The 15,587-nt window shown below is 45.8% G+C and carries 13 protein-coding genes; 10 read left to right on the forward strand and 3 right to left on the reverse strand.

All coding sequences use genetic code 11. The features are described 5' to 3' along the window. The first annotated feature begins 334 nt into the window (after positions 1-334). From J7545_RS02940 to J7545_RS02950, 3 genes are all read left to right on the forward strand, one after another. Entirely contained in the window at positions 335-565 is a 231-nt protein-coding gene (locus J7545_RS02940; protein ID WP_318719112.1) for a type II toxin-antitoxin system CcdA family antitoxin, read from the forward strand. Between the two features lie 184 nt (positions 566-749). Then, positions 750-2,492 carry an ATP-binding protein gene (locus J7545_RS02945; RefSeq protein WP_318719113.1) on the forward strand — a complete coding sequence of 581 codons (1,743 nt, stop codon included), beginning with the start codon at positions 750-752 and terminating at the stop codon, positions 2,490-2,492. An 18-nt stretch (positions 2,493-2,510) separates the two neighbouring features. Beyond that, on the forward strand, positions 2,511-3,407 hold the full coding sequence (locus J7545_RS02950) for a HAMP domain-containing sensor histidine kinase (RefSeq protein WP_318719114.1): 897 nt from the start codon (positions 2,511-2,513) through the stop codon (positions 3,405-3,407). On the opposite strand, the gene J7545_RS02955 is transcribed toward J7545_RS02950, so the two are convergent. After that, entirely contained in the window at positions 3,397-4,194 is a 798-nt protein-coding gene (locus J7545_RS02955; RefSeq protein WP_318719115.1) for an alpha/beta hydrolase, read from the reverse strand. The two genes, J7545_RS02950 and J7545_RS02955, sit on opposite strands and share 11 nt — an antisense overlap. 373 nt (positions 4,195-4,567) lie before the next feature. Between J7545_RS02955 and metG the strand changes: the two genes are divergently transcribed. The 3 genes from metG to lptC all read left to right on the forward strand — a co-directional run bounded on the left by metG (position 4,568) and on the right by lptC (position 8,095). Further along, the gene (gene metG, locus J7545_RS02960) at positions 4,568-6,166 is read left to right on the forward strand and encodes a methionine--tRNA ligase (RefSeq protein ID WP_318698941.1); all 1,599 of its coding nucleotides are present in this window, start codon (positions 4,568-4,570) and stop codon (positions 6,164-6,166) included. Positions 6,167-6,259: 93 nt separating this feature from the next. Continuing rightward, positions 6,260-6,862, forward strand: coding sequence for an NYN domain-containing protein (locus tag J7545_RS02965; protein ID WP_413038672.1), 603 nt, complete (start codon positions 6,260-6,262; stop codon positions 6,860-6,862). Between the two features lie 33 nt (positions 6,863-6,895). After that, complete coding sequence (lptC, locus tag J7545_RS02970; RefSeq protein ID WP_318698943.1) at positions 6,896-8,095, forward strand: LPS export ABC transporter periplasmic protein LptC; 1,200 nt, start codon at positions 6,896-6,898, stop codon at positions 8,093-8,095. On the opposite strand, the gene J7545_RS02975 is transcribed toward lptC, so the two are convergent. Further along, positions 8,085-9,767 carry a WG repeat-containing protein gene (locus J7545_RS02975; protein ID WP_318698944.1) on the reverse strand — a complete coding sequence of 561 codons (1,683 nt, stop codon included), beginning with the start codon at positions 9,765-9,767 and terminating at the stop codon, positions 8,085-8,087. The two genes, lptC and J7545_RS02975, sit on opposite strands and share 11 nt — an antisense overlap. After that, positions 9,767-10,000, reverse strand: coding sequence for a hypothetical protein (locus J7545_RS02980; RefSeq protein WP_318698945.1), 234 nt, complete (start codon positions 9,998-10,000; stop codon positions 9,767-9,769). Before J7545_RS02980 ends, J7545_RS02975 begins: the two co-directional genes overlap by 1 nt. Before the next feature lie 228 nt (positions 10,001-10,228). Between J7545_RS02980 and J7545_RS02985 the strand changes: the two genes are divergently transcribed. The 4 genes from J7545_RS02985 to trxA all read left to right on the forward strand — a co-directional run bounded on the left by J7545_RS02985 (position 10,229) and on the right by trxA (position 15,403). Further along, a complete protein-coding gene (locus J7545_RS02985; RefSeq protein ID WP_318698946.1) occupies positions 10,229-10,915 on the forward strand; it encodes an OB-fold-containig protein in 687 nt (228 codons plus the stop codon). Between the two features lie 93 nt (positions 10,916-11,008). Continuing rightward, positions 11,009-12,946 carry an SPFH domain-containing protein gene (locus tag J7545_RS02990; protein WP_318698947.1) on the forward strand — a complete coding sequence of 646 codons (1,938 nt, stop codon included), beginning with the start codon at positions 11,009-11,011 and terminating at the stop codon, positions 12,944-12,946. 211 nt (positions 12,947-13,157) lie between these two features. Continuing rightward, a complete protein-coding gene (locus J7545_RS02995; protein ID WP_318698948.1) occupies positions 13,158-14,321 on the forward strand; it encodes a GuaB3 family IMP dehydrogenase-related protein in 1,164 nt (387 codons plus the stop codon). A 704-nt stretch (positions 14,322-15,025) separates the two neighbouring features. Beyond that, positions 15,026-15,403: a thioredoxin gene (gene trxA / locus J7545_RS03000; RefSeq protein ID WP_318698949.1), complete on the forward strand. Its 378-nt coding sequence runs from the start codon at positions 15,026-15,028 to the stop codon at positions 15,401-15,403. The last annotated feature ends 184 nt before the right edge of the window (positions 15,404-15,587 follow it).

Below are 15,587 nucleotides of genomic sequence, written 5' to 3' on the forward strand. Positions count from 1 at the left end.
CGTGCGGATAGCTTCATCGAGCCTTCCGTACTGCTCTTTCGCTCCTTCTAGTTTCATCTCGTAGACCATCATGGTTTTATCGTTCTTGCTTGCGATAAATCATAGCATGGATTTTCCTCAATGGTGCGACCAATTAAAAAAACCGCCCTCCGCTTCGCTAAAGGACGGGGCTTTAAACCCAGTTCTTTGGTAAACAAGCCGCCTGTAGAATGGGCTCGGGTGGTTCATCTAGTCTAACGTAAGTACGGGAGTTTAAGGAGGTTCACGCCCAATTACCAATCCATCAGGCGATCGCACCATGTTAAACTGAAATAAACCCTACGTTCTTGAACCAATGAATGATTCCAGCCTTTCTTCGGAACCTAAGCTCGACAAAGTAGAAATTTCTATCGCCTTAGACGCAGAATTACTCGAACAAATCCAACATTTAACCAACGACCCTTCAAGAATTATTGAAACAGCTATTCGTCAATGGCTCAAAGGCTCAAACCAAAGGGATGATGAACTCACCCGTACTCTGATCAAAAATCCCCCCCTACCTCCCAGAGGTGAATGGAACGATTAAAACCCAAGGCGACCAGGATTAATGGGAGTACACTGGGATCTTAGACCATCAGATCCCCAATGGGTTCTAAGAACCTTAAATTGTCAACCCTCAGATGCGCTGAATCGGTTATTCCTCAATCTAGAAAATCTAAGCTACTCTAGGTTAGAGGTCAAATGTCTGTTCAATTCACCGACACCAACTCATGAATGCTTCCTCCCATGCATCCATTTCCACCCTAAACGAAACCAGCCTTTCTAATCATCTAGAGACGGGAGACCTAACACCGCCAAGTCTGTCCGAGTTAGGTGCTGAATTAAGCTTTATCCATAATACCTCTGGTGAGTATCTAGCCTTTCAGTGGACTCAAGGGGAACGCTATGATTTAGCTCCTGAGACTTTGGTGGGGCAATTGATGGAAAATACCCTCTACCCCATTCCCATCGATGCCTATTTGGATCGAGTGCGCCAAGTATTGGAAAATAAATTACCGGATCGTTTTAGCTATCCCTTTCAGTATGGAGAATGCTACTTCCTCTTCGATCTGGTGATCGCTCCAGTGCTAACCTCTCCCTTGAAAGCCAATCGAGTGTTGGTTCTTGGGCGACTCCTCTCGAGTGCTGTAGGGTCTCAATCCTTTGCCAGTAGCTCAGATCCACCGCAGCAGGGAGAGCGCAAAACCAGCGATCATTATCAGACGCTTCTAACTCGGATCACCCGCAAAATTAGACGGACGCTAGATTTAGAAACTATCTGCAATCAGACGGTGGAAGGCTTGGGTATTGCTTTAAACTTAGAAAGCTGTGCGATCGCCCAAAAGTGCCTAGAGACAGAACACCTCAAAGTGGTTGCCCACTATACCCATCAAGGGAACCCTTCCCAAATCGGCAGTTTGCTCCCCTTAGAAAATAATTCTCCCTTAATTGATGCCCTATCGAGCCTAGATCCCTTAGCCTGGGTAGAATCAGAGGATAAAGAGTCTTTAGGGTCTCGATTAGCTGTAGCCACCTGCTATCAGGATCGCCCCAATGGGTTACTGTTGTTATCTCCTCCCGTCAGATGCAACCCAGATCGAGCCTATTTGTGGTCCGCCGAAGAGATAGAGTTGGTGAGGGAGTTGGCCGATCAAGTGGGAACGGCGATCGCCCATGCTACGCTCTACCAAGAACTAGAATTAGCCAGAGAACAAGCTGAGGAAGCCTCTCGACTCAAAAGTGAATTTTTGGCCAATACCTCCCATGAACTGAGAACCCCCCTCAATGGAATGATTGGGTTTTTGAAACTGATCCTGGATGGAATGGCTGACGATCCCGAAGAGCAAATGGAATGGGTTCAAGAAGCCCATAAGTCTGCCTTGCATCTTTTAAACTTGATTAATGATGTGTTGGATCTGGCCAGAATTGAAGCCGGAAAAATGCAGATCGATATCAGTCCGGTAAATTTGGATGAATTATTCACGAACCTGGACAACTTTACCCGACCTCAAGCGGAAACAAAAGGGTTAAGTTATGAAATTAGCCGCACCCCAACCCGCGATGAAGTAATGATTACGGGCAATTATCAACGTCTGCTGCAAGTCTTGTTGAATTTAGTCGGCAATGCCGTTAAATTTACTCATGAAGGGGGCATTACTATTACCGCAGAAGTGATCGCGAAGAAATTCCAAGTTGGGGATCGGGAGCATCCAGGGTTCGTCAAAGTGAGTGTGGCGGATACAGGAATTGGCGTACCTTTGGAGAAGCAAGAGCAACTGTTTCAAAATTTTTCTCAAGTGGATGGGTCTCGCACCCGTCAATATGGAGGAACTGGATTAGGATTAGCCATTTCTCAGCGTTTGATTGAAACGATGGGGGGGGAAGTGAATTTCTTTAGTATGGGAGAAGGATTAGGTTCAACTGTAACGTTTACGGCTCCCTTGGGACAGTTGCCCGTAATTGTGAAGGAGTAAAATCATGGGGAGGGTTTGATGGTAGATAAAGGATTGGAAGTCAGTTCAAGTTCTGACCATCGGCATGGGGCTTGCTCTAATCCAGAGATGTTAACAGTGATGGCGGCGATCGCCAATGCTATCCTTTACGAAGAACTCGAATTAGCCCGAGCGCAAAGCGAAGAAACCTCACGACTTAAACAGCAACTTCTGAATAAGGTTTCCCATGAGTTTAGAACACCGCTCAATGGCATGATTGGTTTTCTAAAGCTTATCCTTGATGGTATGGCTGACGATCCCGAAGACCAAATGGAGTTTGTTCAAGAAGCTCATAACTCAGCGCTGCGACTGTTGAATCATATCGAGGACTTTCTGGATTTAGCGAAGCTCCAAGCTGGGGAAATGACGATTGAGCTAAGTTCAATCCATCTGGATGAGCTGTTGCAAGATGTAGAGAAGTTTACCCGATCTAAAGCCGAGGAGAAAGGTTTAGAGTATAGTATTTCTGCGCCTCCGACTAGAGATGAGGCGATCGTGGTGGGCAATTATCAAGGACTGCTACAAGTGATGTTAAATCTGGTTGGTAATGCCATTAAGTTTACCCATGAGGGGGAAATTACGATTCGAGGACAAGCGATCGCTCAAAAATATGCGGTCCTAGGACGCGAGTACCCTGGGTTTGTCAAGCTGATTATATCGGATACCGGTATTGGTGTCGCTTTAGACAAGCAAAACAAGCTATTTGAGGCATTTTACAAAGTTGATGGATCGAATACGTCCAGATACGAAGGTACAGGCATTGGATTAACAATTTCCCAAGGATTGATGGAGTCCATGGGATGTCAAATTGATTTCTTTAGTATGGGGGAAGGATTGGGATCGACCGTAACTTTAACGGTTCCTTTACAACAATTACCGATCCTGATTAAGGACTAGATAAAGTAGGTGATTTAATCCATTGACGATCGGCGATTATACTGAAGAGACTGATGGACTCTTCTAATAAGCAGGCATGACCACTATGGGGTAAATCAATGATTTGAGCATTTTTTAGATGTTGTTGTAAATACCGAGATTCGGAGACTGAAGGTAACAAGCGATCGCTCCCGCTGGCTAAAATGAGCGTTGGTTGCACGATTTGGTAAAGATCCTGGACATCGAGTGTAAATTGACGGAGTAAAGATAACCGCCAAGCGGAGGTGTCAGCCGGCACATTACAAAGGGCAGACCAAAGGGATTGACGATCTTGGGGAGCGATGCGAGGGAGGGCAGCCAGTAAAAAATAAACAGCAACACTACCAAGATTATAGAGGCGATCGGGAATCCAAGGCACAATGGACTCCCCCAGTGCCATCCAAGGACGACGATGGAACGAAGAAGCGGGATTGACCAAAATTAAATGAGAAATCAATTCGGGTGCTTTGAGAACCGTTTTCAGTGCCAAACAGCCCCCGAAAGACTCGCCGCATAAATACACCTGCCGGTTGACTCTAGAAGCTAACTGAGCTTCAATCAAATGGATTAGGCGATCGCTCAATCCGTCCCAATCTAGGCGATCATTCACTGGAATTCTCAAAGCACACACCTCAAAATTCGGTTGCAACTCTTGCGCCTGACGAGCAAACAGCGATCCCCAACCATCCATACCCGGTAAGAAAACCAATAAATCAGCTTCGGGACGCACTGCGCCGAACTGGAGAAAATGAGGAGAACCATTAGACATAGGAAAAAATCAAAATATAGCCTTGGGTATTCAAGATCAATAACAAATGCATTGATCCCTAAAGAAATATTAATTAATCCTAATCATAGACCAAGGCACTTTTCCTGTGAATTCCCTTATTTTTCCCTTAATTAGCCGCTCCTCCTGAAGCTTGAAGCCATAAGCTGCTCTTTTCTCTAGCCCTCTCCAGTCTGTTATCTTAGTCTCACCTGAAATTAATTGGCCATCCAGACCAACCTGAGCGATTAAGGCTACAATTATAATCAATTCCCTTTATTGATCGGTTGAGTAAAATCTTTAGTAAAATCCATAAAATCACCTGACGGGTTGATTCGACAAAACAGATCATTAAAAAAAGTCATCTTAATCTTCCATGAACTCTGAGTATCAAACAAAAAAGACCTTTACCATTACAACCCCTCTATACTACGTCAATGACTTGCCCCATATTGGGAGCGCCTACACTACCATTGCCGCAGACGTTTTAGCTCGCTACTGGAGACTTCGGGGAGAAGAAGTCTTGATGATTACGGGGACAGACGAACATGGCTTAAAAATCCAACGCACTGCCGATGAGCGCGGAAAAGACCCCCAGAGCCATTGTGATGAAATTGTCCAAGGGTTTAAAACGCTTTGGCAAAAGCTCAATATCCAGTACGATCGCTTTAGTCGCACAACAGCAGCTAAACATTATCAAATTGTGCAAGAATTCTTCCAACGAGTTTGGGAGAATGGGGACATTTATCAAGGGGTGCAACAGGGATGGTATTGTGTTTCCTGCGAAGAATTCAAAGAAGAACGAGACCTACTCGACGACCACCGATGTCCCATCCATCCCAACAAACAAACAGAATGGCGAGATGAAAATAACTATTTCTTCCGTTTGTCTAAATATCAAGACCAGTTAGAAGTATTTTATAATGAGCATCCCGACTTCATTCAACCGGAAAGTCGTCGTAATGAAGTCTTAAGCTTTGTGACCCGAGGATTGCAAGATTTTTCTATCTCGCGGGTTAACCTCGATTGGGGATTTCCTGTACCTACGGATAGTGACCATACCCTTTATGTCTGGTTTGATGCCCTATTAGGCTATATTACTGCCTTACTCGATCCTGAAGATGCTCCCAGTTTAGAGAATGCCCTAAGGCGGTGGTGGCCGATTCAAACTCATTTAATTGGTAAAGATATTCTCCGCTTCCATACCGTCTATTGGCCGGCGATGCTCATGTCTGCGGGTCTCCCCTTACCTCGACGGGTTTTTGGGCATGGCTTTCTGACGAAAGATGGCATGAAGATGGGGAAAACCTTGGGCAATACCTTAAATCCCTATGAGTTGGTGGATCGGTATGGGGCTGATGCGGTACGTTACTATTTTCTCAAGGAGATTGAGTTTGGTAAGGATGGGGATTTTAATGAAACCCGATTTATTAATGTTCTCAATGCTGATTTGGCTAATGATTTAGGGAATCTACTCAATCGGACACTAGGCATGACGAGAAAATATTGTCAGGGTCAAGTTCCCGCTATATCTGGCGATCGGATTCCGGATGATAACCCTCTCAAAACCCTGGGAACATCCTTGAAGTCAAAAGTAGATCTTGGTTACAATGCGCTAGCTTATTCCCAAGCCTGTGAAGCCATTCTGGGTCTAGTCCAAAGCAGTAATAAATATATTGATGAGCAAGCACCCTGGACGTTGTACAAACAAGGGCAAAAAGAAGCAGTCGCAGAAGTTCTCTATTCGGTGCTAGAATCTGTTCGTTTAGCTGCCTATCTCCTCTCACCGATTATTCCTGACATTAGTACCGCGATCTATAATCAATTGGGCTTTAGTGTCGATTTTAATCAGACGGTAGATCTTCAGAAGAAAATTCCCTTTGACACTCATGCCCAATGGGGTATTTTACCCGCTCAACAAACCCTAGGAAACCCCAAACCGGTTTTCCAACGTTTAGAGTTAACTGAAGCGTGAATTTGATATAATCACGAGCTTTACTTTCACTTCCAAACCACCATAAAACTATAAGATTTTAATAACTGAGGTATAACAATGATGTATGAATCGATGGAACAAAATCAAGGTCTCTGTACTCCAGAACAAGTGCTTTCTAATCGAGGAACCGTGGCCATTTTTATTGATGGTTCTAATCTGTTTTATGCTGCCCTGCAACTGGGGATGGAAATTGATTACACTAAGTTATTGTGCCGCTTAACCAATGGTTCTCGACTGTTACGGTCATTTTTCTATACGGGTGTCGATCGCACTAACGAGAAGCAGCAGGGGTTTTTGTTATGGATGCGTCGCAACGGCTATCGAGTGATTGCCAAAGATTTGGTGCAACTGCCAGATGGTTCTAAAAAAGCGAATTTGGATGTAGAAATTGCAGTTGATATGATGGCTTTAGTGGGATGTTACGATACGGCGGTATTGGTCAGTGGCGATGGAGATCTGGCGTATGCCGTGGATTCAGTGAGCTATCGAGGGGTACGGGTCGAGGTGGTGAGCTTGCGATCGATGACTAGCGATAGTTTAATTAATGTGGCCGATCGCTATATCGATCTGGAGAGCATTAAGGAAGATATCCAGAAAACCCCCCGGCAAAACACCTATTCCTACCGTCCCTTATCCAGCTTAAGTCTGATGGATGAACGACAGGAAAAACGATAATCTTCGCTGTACAGAAATCATAGGTCATCGATCATGGGCAAGAAAACTGGCAATCCCATTGAGGTTGGCGTATCTAACCTAGGGATCGGAACTGGGCTATCCTTAATTTTGGCGATCGCCTTATCGGGTTGTGGTGGCTCGAATACACCGGATCAGCTCGTGCAAGCAGCATCGGATGCAGAATCATCTGATGATATCCAACTGGTCTTTAAAGATATTACTCTAGAACAAGGAGACGAAAAAGGTCAGTTACTTTGGAAAGTGGATGCGAAGTCAGCGACCTATAGCGAAGATCGACAAATTGCCACCGTAGAAGAACCGTCAGGGGAATTGTATCAAGACGGAAAATTGGTCTATCGAGTGCAAGCGAAGCGGGGAGAAGTTCACCAAGATGGCAATTTGATTTTACTCAAAGAGGATATCAAGGCGATCGCCATTGAAGATGAAGTCGTGTTAGAAGGGAATGAACTGGAATGGCGACCCCAGGCGGATGTTCTGGTGGTTAAAGATACGTTGACTGGCTCTCATCCCCAGGTCGAAGCCAAAGCCGATCGAGTCAATGTCTATAGCCGCTTACGGCAAATGGAATTGATCGGCAATGTAGATGCAATTACTCATACTCCCCAGTTACGGATGACCACGGAACACTTAGTCTGGTTAATGAAAGATCGGAAAGTGGTGGGATCGGTTCCCCTGGAAGTGAAGCACTATGAAGACGAAGAACAAAAATTAACTGAAATTCCAGAAACGTCTCCCAGCCACACTGCCTTAGCTGGAGGAAGTTTAGTGGACTTAGAGAATGAATCGGTTACTTTGATGAATCAAGTCACATTAACGGCAGCCGATCCAGCCTTAGAAGCCAAAAGCGATTCCATGACTTGGGATCTCAAATCTGAGTCTGTGGGAGCCAATCAAACAATCACTTTAGAGCATCTGGATGAAAATCTGATCTTAGTGGGCGATCGCGGTACAGTGGATTTAGGCAATAAAGTTGCCTATTTAACGGAAAATGTCCGGGTAACCGGGGGTAAAAATCAGTCCGATCTATCGGCAGAAAGCGTGACCTGGTCTTTTGGAACAGAACAGGTTGAAGCAACCGGAAATGTGACCTATCGTCAAATCAATCCCCCCTTGTTTCTGCAAGGAGCCAGAGCCTTTGGTCAGTTACAAGATCAAAATATTACTGTAAGCAGTGGCGATCGCACCAGAGTGGTAACTGAGATTATCCCTTAGATACAGCACTGTTTAATTGGAGATATCCCCAAGTTCCGCCTCTAAACAGGATTACATATTCGGCGGGCATTCCAGATCCCGTATTCCCCCGTCCTTCTTGATACCACTCTCCCTGTAACGTCACCCGTGCTAACCCATGGGAGAAGGAACTAGCATCGCTAAAATGAGGGGGAATTACAAACGTTCCGGTTCGATCGATAAATCCACATTTTGGCCCGAATCTTACCATCGCTAAACCTTCAGAAAATGGTTCTACGGGAGAATAGGGTCGATCGCGAACATCCTCTAAGCCGTAAAATTGGGGGGCGATCGCAATATCTCCTGTTTGATCGATATATCCCCATTTCTTCTCCCATGCCTCTCCCATTTCAATGGCTGCCAGTCCTTCGGAAAACTTTTGGATTCTATGGGGCGTTTCCAAGACTAGATTACCCGTGCGATCGATACATCCATAAACGCCGTTCAATCTCACCACGGCTAAACCATCTGAAAATCGATCGGCTTGCTCAAATTGGGGTTCAACGATCGCATTTCCCTGGTTATCCAGATACCCATAACGCCCATTACTCCAGATAACGACTCGCTCCTCAGAAAATCGATATCCTCGCTCTAACTCCGGCGGAATTACCCAGTGCCCTGTGGTATCAATATACCCATATTTTTCTCCCACTTTCACCGCAGCACGGCCATTGTAGAAGCGATCGCTCAATTCAAATTGCGGTTCAATCACCACCTGACCTGTTGGATCAATATATCCTGATTTTCCCCCTTTTCGCACTAAACCCAAACCTTCCGAAAAGGGAGCAGCCATCTCCCATTCTGCGGGAATGACCAAATTTCCTTCTTGATTCAGATATCCATACTTCAACCCAGAATTAGTCTCTAAAGAGACTGGAATTAGGGGGTCTGAAGTGGGCAATTCACGCTCAATCTCAAAGCCCCACTCTAAGATTTGATAGTGACGATCGACTTCAATGGGTTGACCGTTTAGGTTGATTAAATCATAGCCCAATTGACCCGAAACAAGGGCTACGCCTTGAAAGAAATGAGACGCTCGACTAAATTTGGGTGCGATCGCCCAATGTTCTCCTCCTCCGATAGCAGATAAAGGAACTGTATTCCATATCCCTAGCGTTTGACATAAAATGGCGGCCACTTCTCCCCGTGTTGCTGGTTGATTGGGTCGTAATTTGCGGCGATCGGGAAAATTAACAATCAGATAGCCAAATAATGCTGCGGTTAACTTAGGTAGGGCATAATGGGGAATCTCTTGGGCCTCATCAAAATAGAGTTTTAGGTTCGTTTTGCTAACGGTAACGGTTGGCGGAATCTCTAACTTTAAATGGGACGCGATCGCAATCAACACTTGAACCCGAGGAATGGGTTGCTCTGGCTTAAATGCTAAACCCGGATAACCGACTAAAAATCCTTTAGAAACAGCGGTTTGAATTGCTTCATAGGCCCAATGACTTTGGGGCACATCCACAAAATTTTTCTGCTCTCGAATGGGTTTAGCACTGGAAAACACATTGCAGAGCAAAACGGCAAATTCAGCGCGAGTGACTAAACCCTCTGGTCGAAACGTGCGATCGGGATAGCCTTGAACTAGGTTTAAGTCTGCTAATTGGGCGATCGCTGCTTTTGACCAATGAGCTTCAATATCAGAAAACATCAGGTTATCGGCGATCGTAAATAACGGTTAGCTTTGACTGGGCGATGATCTGGCAAACTTAAAGACTCAGAAAGGGTTACTACTCTACATTCAACTGTAATCGTGGTTCCCCCATAGCCATAGGCCAAATTCTCAGTAACAAAGGGATCGCGAGGGCTAAATAATTGGAGCAATACCCAAGAATAGGCTATCCACAAGAAGAGACCAAAGATTAACCCATTAACTTCCATCATGACTCAATACCCTCATGCCTAGATATTTAAGGTTGCCTATCATTCATTATAAGACCTAGGAAACCCTGAAGTTGCTAATTTATTTAACGAAATATTACAAGCGATCCCCTCCAGCTCAGTCCAGAGAAGTTAAGATAATCTATATATTTCCCTTGCCACTCTTCATCAATTGCTATCTTAGAGATAAATCTCCGTTTTCAAAACTTCTCAAATTTCAGGTTTTTAAATATGGTCTTTGACCTTGCCAATCTTCCCTATTGGATCTTTCTTAGTTTAGGAGTTGTCTTATTTCTACTGGTCATTTTTTCTGGAGGTGGAGATAGTGATGGCGATGTAGATATTGACGGCGATGTAGACATTGACGCTGATGCTGATTGGGATACTGACCTAGATATAGACGTAGAAGCAGACGCTGAAGGTGGTTTTAGCGCTCTGCAAGCATTGGGGTGGTTAGGCTTAGGAAAAGCACCACTATTGTTATTATTGGCGATTGATTTCAGTCTTTGGGGGCTTCTGGGATGGTTTTTTAACCTACTCTTGGGACTTCCCACCGGACTGTTAGGTAATGCCGTTTTAATTGTCTCCTTAATCTTAAGTCTATTCGGGGGAAGTCTGATTTCTCGACCCATTGGCAAACTGTTTGCTGCATTTGGAGAAGATACCCGTAGCGATCGCCTCATCGGATGCACGGGAACTGTAGCTTCACCCACTCTCCCCCAACAGCCTACCACGCAAATCGGCCAAGTCGATGCGATCGATTCAGCTCATAATTTAGTCAGTATTAACGTCCAGCTCCCCCAATGGGCAAGCCAAATTCCTCAACGGGGCGATAAAGTCATCATTATCGAGTATTCCGAACCTTTTTATCTAGCTATCGTGAAAGATAGTGTAGACCAAAAACGCTGGCTAGGCTAGTTTTAGTACCCGTGAATCTTCCTCCACACTGTCGGGTTGTGTATCCTCTCTATTCAAGAATAGAACTATCCCATTGTTTTACCTATGACTCATATGAAACCAACCATTATTGAACAACCCTCCCAACCCCTACTCGTTCAAGCTCCCCTTGCCCAAATGGGATCGGCAGGTATGCTTTTAGCCGGTGGCTCCTTGGGATTTGTCTTCTTGTTAATCTTAGGAATTGTTGCTTATACCAGCGTTTACAAAATCACCCCTAACAACGAGGCTTTTGTGCGGACTGGGGGCGTTTTCATTAAACAAAAACGAGTCTTTCTCAACGGGGGCTGTATTGTCATTCCTGGCTTTCATGAAATTACCCGCGTTCCCTTACGAGAAATTTCCATTGATGTGGAGCGCACGGGTAATTTAGCGGTGCGGACTCAAGACTATTTAAGGGCGAATATGCGCGTCACCTTTTATGTGTGTGTTAGTGCCGATAAACAAGATGTCCTCACTGTGGCGGCTCGCCTATCTAAGGAGGGTAAAATTTCGGCAACTGATATTAAAGAAGCGCTGGAAAAACGGGCAGATGATGCCATTCGTGCCGCCGCTAAGAAGAAAAGTCTAGCTGAAATTGACTCGGATAAATTGGGATTTGCCGATGAAGTTTTAAACCTGATTCAGCAGGACTTAAAAAAAGTTGGCTTGACCCTGAATAATATTGCCATTTCTGAGATCGAAGAAAGCGACACCTATGATGAAAATAACTTCTTCGATGCTCAGGGTGTGCGTCTGAGAACAGAAACGATTCAGAAATCGATTCAGCAAAAGCGGGAAGTAGAGCTGAAGACCAAAGTTCTGATTGAGCAACGGGAACTGGATGCAGAAAAACAATCCTTACGCATTGCGAAGGAAAAAGAAGAAGCGAATTTAGACCAAAAATTAGAAGTTGAATCGATGACGGCTCAACGGGAGCGGGAAATTCAGGAATCGAAAGACCAAGAGTTGGCGAAAATTGAACGGAATAAATTGTTGCAAAATAAGTCTGTTGAAGAAGAAAAGATTCAGCAAGAGTTGGCGGTACAACAGAGTCAAATTGATGCCAATATTGCTTTGGAAGAGCGCAATAAACAGTTGAAGATTGCCCAAGCGCTGCAAAAACAAGAATCTGAAGTTGCCGAAATTAATCGTCAGCAAATGGTGGAATCGTCCCAGCTCAAAGCACAGATTGAAATTGCGGCAGCCGAACGGGAGTCTAAGATTGCCCAACAGGAAGCGGCGATCGCCATTGTGGAAAAAGAAAGGGAACGGTTAGCTGCCGATGCCGAACGCGCCCAAGCCGAAGCCGCCGTTATTACCGCCCAAGAAATCGAACAAGCGGAACGGGAACAACGGTTAACGGCGATCGAAGCGGAAAAAGAAGCTCAGAAACAACGGATCTCCGAACAAAATGTAGTCGAAATCGACGTTTTCCGTCGTCGCAGGCAAGCCGAAATTGCCCGCCAAGCCGCAGAACTCGAAGCCGAATCGATCCGTACCCTAGCCCAAGCCAATCGGGATAGAGCGTTAGCCGAAGCCCAAGGAGAACAAGCTCTCATTGAAGCCAAAAATGCCCTATCGGATGCCAAACTCTCCGCCCAACTGATCTCGGAAATCTGGCCGGCTCTAGCGCCCCATATTCCCGAAATTGTCAAAGGACTCACACCCCAACCCGGTATCTTGGGCGATACGCGCATCTATTCTTTCCCTGGAGCCAATGGCAACAACGGCAACGGTATGGGCGATATCAACAAGCTCCTGATGTCCACCAGTGGCTTATCCTTAGTCAATGCCCTGATGGACGAAGGAAAATTGGGGGCACTGCTCCAACAAATTAGCCAAATGGTGCGTAACCCCAATCCCCCAGAAGCAGACAGCTCAAACGCCCAGCCTAAGCCGGAAGCATCCAGCCCAGCACCGGGTTCAGAAAAGCCCGCGAAGGCGATCGCCCCACCCAAGCGGCAACCCATGAAACCCCCGTCAGCTCCAGAAAATCCTACTGCCAGCTAAACCCTACTCAGGGCAGCTCATCTGCCCTGATTTACCCCACCCCTTTTTTCACTGACTCCCCACAATTAAAAATTAAGCATCCATAAAATCATCCCATTCTCCGCGTCCCCGCATCCCCGCATCCCCCCTTTTTTCACTGACTCCCCACTCCCTATTTTCAAGTGAATTTGATAGGCTAATTAAATCTATTTTGGGAAACGCAAGAGAGACAGTGGATATTCAAATTGGACGGGGAAAAACAGCCCGCAGAGCTTACGGAATCGATGAAATCGCCCTAGTACCCGGTCTTCGGACGCTCGATCCGACTTTGGCCAATACAACCCTAACCTTGGGTGGGATAGAACGGGAAATTCCCATTATTGCCAGCGCCATGGATGGGGTTGTAGATGTAAAAATGGCTGTAGCCTTATCTGAGTTAGGCGCAATGGGAGTCCTAAACTTAGAAGGAATTAATACTCGCTACGACAATCCGAACCCCATCTTAGACAAAATTGCCTCAGTGGGAAAAGACGAATTTGTATCCTTGATGCAACAACTGTATGCCCAACCCATCGATCCAGAACTGATTACCAAACGGGTCAAAGAAATTAAGGATCAAGGGGGCATCGCGGCAGTGAGTGCCACTCCAGTGGGGGCAATTAAATACGGTCAGGTGGCAGCCGAAGCAGGGGCAGACCTGTTCTTTGTCCAAGCAACCGTCGTCTCCACCGATCACCTCTCCCCGGAGTCCGTCGCACCTTTAGACTTGGCACAATTCTGCGAACAGATGCCCATTCCAGTCATGTTAGGTAACTGTGTGACCTATGATGTGACCTTGAAGTTAATGAGAGCGGGGGCTGCTGGCGTTTTAGTAGGCATTGGGCCAGGAGCTGCCTGTACATCGCGGGGTGTTTTAGGGGTGGGCGTTCCCCAACCGACGGCGATCGCCGACTGTGCCGCTGCACGGGATGCCTATTACCAAGAAACTGGTAACTATATCCCCGTAATTGCCGATGGCGGCATCATCACCGGAGGCGACATTTGTAAATGTTTAGCCTGTGGTGCAGATGGAGTCATGATCGGCTCTCCCTTAGCCAGAGCAAAAGAAGCTCCCGGTCGAGGCTATCACTGGGGGATGGCTACCCCCAGCCCTGTATTGCCCAGAGGTACCAGGATTCGGGTTGGCTCTACCGGAACCCTAGAACAAATCCTGCGAGGCCCAGCTCAGTTAGATGACGGAACCCACAACCTACTCGGTGCCATGAAAACCAGCATGGGAACCCTAGGCGCTCAGACCATTCGTGAAATGCAGCAAGTCGAAGTTGTGATCGCCCCCTCCTTACTGACTGAAGGCAAAGTTTATCAGAAAGCCCAACAACTGGGGATGGGCAAATAGCTCCGGTTTTCCTCAACGAAAGAAATCTGAGAACGATTCCTACAATTTGTACAGAATTTGGGGAAAAGTCAAATCTGTTGTTTACAATAGGGTATAGCGGAGACGCATGATGTTTCCGTTCACTCCTCACACCACACTCCGCCTGAACAAACTGTTCAGGCGGTTTCTTATTTAAACGGATCGATCTATTACAAGCCTTTGATCATTGCTCTAGGATGAACGCTAGGAGGTGGTTTTAAGCAGCCGGTTATTCTGGCGCTAAATTGTGTTAATATTTCAGAAAGCTAGAGTGCGGTACACCTAGACACCTTTAAGAGTTTAGGTAGACAGCGTAAGGAATAGACCTCTAAACCGGAATATTCCTTAATCACCTCTGACGATGGGGTCGTCTATGTAGACTCGCCAGCGGCTTGCCGAAGGCTAGACTTAAATGTGGAAAGGCTAATCAAAGACCGTAAACTGGCTACATCTATTAGTGATGCATGTGGATTGACTACCCTGAAGAACAGGGAAATTTACACTTTCCACTTCGCAGGCATCAACAGGAGATCCCCCATTCTTAGTGGGTGGGAGAAACCTTGCCAGCTAATGGAAGTTCCTTAAATCAATAATTCCCTTGTTCTGTCTGCCAACAGGTAGGCTTTAGACCAGGGAGTGCCAAGATAAAATTCCTGATGTGCAATGTAGGATAAGGATTACCCCTAATGACAGCAGCAGCACCCGTTACAGATACCAGTTTTGACAAGGAAGTGCTTCAAAGCCAAGTTCCAGTTTTAGTTGATTTTTGGGCCCCCTGGTGCGGCCCCTGCCGCATGGTTGCACCTGTGGTGGAAGAAGTAGCCGAACAATTTGATGGACAAGTCAAAGTGGTGAAAGTCAATACGGATGAGAATCCGAGTGTGGCGAGTAAGTATGGTATTCGCAGTATCCCCACTCTGATGATCTTCAAAGATGGCCAGCGTGTCGATATGGTGGTTGGTGCGGTCCCTAAAACCACTTTGATTACAACGTTGGAAAAACATCTAGGGAAAATTGGTGATTCAAATAGCAGTGAGAGTGCCCCTGAAAGTGAGCAAGAGTAAGAACTAAGCCCAATACATAGTGGGTGAAATTCGGCAAATGGGCTTTTCTGAGGTGGTATATATTGCTAAGTGGAAATCCCCTACGCTGATGTAAAGATTTTCTCAGCTCTAAATCCATCTATAGGGTCACCACAAATGAGACCCAACAGATACAACAAAAATTTTGATTAGGTTTCTCAAATGA

Origin of the sequence: Roseofilum sp. SBFL, from assembly GCF_017746885.1 — a bacterium.
In the GTDB taxonomy this organism is placed as follows: domain Bacteria; phylum Cyanobacteriota; class Cyanobacteriia; order Cyanobacteriales; family Desertifilaceae; genus Roseofilum.